Origin of the sequence: Sphingobium psychrophilum (assembly GCF_012927105.1) — a bacterium.
GTDB classification, from domain to species: domain Bacteria; phylum Pseudomonadota; class Alphaproteobacteria; order Sphingomonadales; family Sphingomonadaceae; genus Sphingobium; species Sphingobium psychrophilum.
Genome location: NZ_JABBFV010000059.1, coordinates 1 through 3408, shown reverse-complemented (window position 1 = coordinate 3408; position 3408 = coordinate 1). Strand labels below are relative to the sequence as shown.

At 59.2% G+C, this 3408-nt stretch carries 4 protein-coding genes; all 4 read left to right on the top strand.

Going from position 1 to position 3408, the window contains the following annotated elements:
• Positions 1-231 precede the first annotated feature (231 nt).
• Positions 232-1176: a CBASS oligonucleotide cyclase gene (locus HHL08_RS25055; protein ID WP_169575564.1), complete on the top strand. Its 945-nt coding sequence runs from the start codon at positions 232-234 to the stop codon at positions 1174-1176.
• A gap of 2 nt (positions 1177-1178) precedes the next feature.
• Positions 1179-1673 (top strand): HORMA-1 domain-containing protein, encoded by a 495-nt coding sequence (locus tag HHL08_RS25050; RefSeq protein WP_206378097.1) that lies wholly within the window; start codon positions 1179-1181, stop codon positions 1671-1673.
• Entirely contained in the window at positions 1670-2566 is an 897-nt protein-coding gene (locus tag HHL08_RS25045) for an ATP-binding protein (protein ID WP_169575562.1), read from the top strand. Before HHL08_RS25050 ends, HHL08_RS25045 begins: the two co-directional genes overlap by 4 nt.
• A partial coding sequence (locus HHL08_RS25040) for a hypothetical protein (RefSeq protein WP_169575561.1) occupies positions 2566-3408 on the top strand: 843 nt, incomplete at its 3' end. The genes HHL08_RS25045 and HHL08_RS25040, both read left to right, overlap by 1 nt.

Below are 3408 nucleotides of genomic sequence, written 5' to 3'. Positions count from 1 at the left end.
GCGACCTTTAGCTTGTTTCCGATCATGATGGCCTCCTTGACGACCGCAACAGGTCGGTTTCCATAAATGCGATATAGGAACACTTTTGTAAACCAAAACCTCTTGAAAAGCGGTAAACAGCACTCAGATTAGGCTTAATGCTGCGCTAACTCGGATTTCTGTAAACCGAAGCGTGTTGCAAGGGGCCGGTCCCATTCCGGTTGAGAATGCCAAACCGGAAAGGGTGGGGCGATGGCTTTGAGTAACACGGAATTGCGATACTATGACAGCAATGTGCTGCGCTTGCCCGCGGATAAGCGGAAAGAGTATCACGCGCAGGTTGATCGGCTGATCACCGAGCTGTGCAAGAGTGTCCGCGACAAAACCGAAATCAAGATCACCAAGGTCGTGAAAGCGGGGTCGTTCGCGAAATACACGATTCTTCGCAAGACGGCGTCCGATCCGGTAGACGTCGACGTGGTGTTCTACATCACTGGCCGCGACGTGACCAAGGAAACCCTCGATAGCCTCAGCGCCACGATCTACGATCTGTTGATCAAGATTTATCCGACCAAATCGGTCGAGGATTTCGAGATTCAGCGCAAGGCCGCCACGGTGAAATTTGTTGGTTCGGGGCTCAGCGTCGACATCGTGCCGGTGATCGAAGATGCGACGCGGGCAGGCTATGGCTGGCAGTATGACATCCATGACGGCTCGAAGGTCCAGACCTGCGCGCCGTGCCAGATTCAGTTCGTTCGCGATCGCAAGAATCAGGACGGCGATTTCCGCACCCTGGTCCGAATGGCGAAGAAGTGGCGCAACTATGCGGAGATCAAGCCGCTCAAGTCTTTCGCCATTGAACTGATCATGGCGCATGTTCTGGCAACGCAGGGCAAGGCGGGCAGCGTCGAGCAGCGCTTCCGCAACTTCCTTCTCTATATCGCCCAATCGGGCCTCAAAGACCAGATCAGTTTCCCTGAGAACACCGCACCGTTCGGGTCATTTTCGGACCCGGTCGTGATCCTCGATCCGGTCTACAGCCTCAACAATGTGACCAGCCGGATTTCGGAGGCTGAGCGCAAGGAGATCGTCGCTGCGGCCCAGGAAGCGTGGGAGACTGCGAACTTCGCTTCCGCTGAAAATGACAAAGGGGTCTGGAAGGAACTCTTCGGTCCCGGCTTCAAGGTGGAGGATTGACCATGAGCCAGACGCGAACCGCATCCGCCACCTATACGACGACCGATGTTGAGAATGTCGTGCGGCGGGTGAAGGCAGATCTCACGATGATCGCCGACAGCACCGGCACATGGACGGCTGCGGAAGCGGCCAACTATGCCCATGACATCGAGGTGCTGGCCAAGGCAGGGTATCTCGCCTGGGTCGATCTCACCTTGCTCCAATACGGGGTCGAGAAGAAGGCCGTCCGCTTCAATGTCGACACCGATGCCGGCGGCCTGACCACGAGCCGCCCCGGCGGCGTGCTCTGGCCCCGCCTGTCGGGTGCGACGCTGCGGATCGTCATCAGCTACACCGCTGACTATACCGACGAAGCTCGCCGGGCCACCAGCGGCAAGCTGAAGATTGGTTGGACCACGTCATATGACGACACTAGCCATTCCAGCCTGAGTTCGTCGGGTGGGCGCAACTATGTCAGCTGTGCCTATGGCATGCAGCGCAAGGATTGGGCCGCATGAGCCAGCCGAGTATCTTCGATAGCGAAGTCGCGCTCCCCAGCGATGTGCTGGCTGCGCGCGAAAAGCGGTTGTTGGGGTTCGATGTCCGTTACACCCGCGTTCACGACCAACTCCGCCTATTGCTTAACGTCAGCGCCCTGGGCGACTGGAACCGTCAAAAGCATGGCGGCAAGCTTGCCCTGTGCGATCTGGTCGCCGAGCAATATCCGCTGGTGATTTTCCACGGGGACGTCGGCACCGGCAAGACGGCGACGGCGGAATGTATCGCCAACCGCCTTATCGCGGAGTCGAGAAGTTCGGATTCGATGCTGTTCAAGCTGTCGAACCGGGTACGCGGCAATGGCATGGTCGGCGAAATGGGGAGCCTCATCACCGAGGCCTTCCACAAGGTCGTCCAGGCGGCGGGTAAGAGCCGGCGCGCGATCCTCATCATCGATGAAGGCGACAGCCTCGGCGCTTCCCGATCGCAGGATCACAGCCATCATGAAGACAAGGTGGCTGTCAACACGCTCATTCAGGGCGTGGATGACCTGCGCCAATATGGCGGCCGGATCGTTGTGATTCTGTGCACCAACCGTCTGTCCGTTCTCGACGCCGCGCTGCGGCGCCGTGCCGCCATCATCGAGGAGTTCCGCCGCCCATCGGACCAGGAGCGCGGGCAACTCTTCCAGATGGATCTGGCCGGCCTTGATGCGGGGGCGGCCCAGATTGCCCAACTGGTGCGGGCGACGGCCGCACAGGAGGGGCGCCCGCCCTGGACCTATTCCGATATCCGCACGCGGCTCTATCCAACGGCGCTGGCCCAGGCCTATCCGGATCGCGCCTTGTGTTTCGACGATCTGCTTTCGGTTGCCGCGACGCTTCATGCTTCGCCTGTCATGGAGGACAAGTGATGGCGCGCTCCCCGCTGTTCGGACGCCGCATCCATATCTCTGGCAGCGTGGCCAAGGATCTCACCATCGCCCCAACGGCTGACGTTGAAGCCGCGCGCACACTGGTCGCCGGGCTGGTCAAAGAACTGGTCCGGCGCGGTGCCAACTTCGTCATCCCGGTCGATGCCGAGCCTCCTCGAGAGGGAGATGGCTTGCCGGTCTGCTTCGACTGGCTGATCTGGAAGGCCGTGAAGGACAATCTGGCGCATCGGCCGCAAAATGTGCCGGGTCCGTTTGTAGTCGCCGTGCAGCACCATAAAACCGAAGAGCAGATTCCTGAAGAACATGCTGAACTTTGGGATGAGTTGCGCTCGTCCCAGCTTATCAAGATCGAAAGCGCCGCGCAGTGGAATATGAACAGCAAGCGCATGGAGGCGCAGGCACGTTTTGGTGACGTTCTCATCGCTCTGGGTGGCGATGAAGGCGTCCTTTATCTGGCGAACCTCTATCATGATGCCGGCAAGCCGATCGTGCCGCTCAACCTCCCGCTCTGCGCTGAGACGAAGGGCGCGCGGCGGCTCTACAATTTTGGTCTGGCCAGCAGTCAGACCCGCCGCCTGTTCCAGATTGCGGACGATGGCGATGCTCATGACTGGATCAACCGGGTCGGCTTTCCAAGCCGGCAGAAGATCCCGGACCGCATAGCGGCACTGGTCGATCTGTTAGAGGCGTTGGAACGACCAAAAGCGTTCGCGGTCCGACTGCTTAATCCTGATCTCGACGATTATGAAGATGTGCAGACCTTTTTCGATCTGGTTGTAAAGCCGGTTATCGAGGATGAACTGGGCTATCGCCTGGTCGTC

Bases quoted from the DNA above. Each gene is read 5' to 3' on its own strand.
- HHL08_RS25045 (WP_169575562.1), top strand. From the start codon at position 1,670: ATGAGCCAGCCGAGTATCTTCGATAGCGAAGTCGCGCTCCCCAGCGAT.
- HHL08_RS25050 (WP_206378097.1), top strand. From the start codon at position 1,179: ATGAGCCAGACGCGAACCGCATCCGCCACCTATACGACGACCGATGTT.
- HHL08_RS25055 (WP_169575564.1), top strand. From the start codon at position 232: ATGGCTTTGAGTAACACGGAATTGCGATACTATGACAGCAATGTGCTG.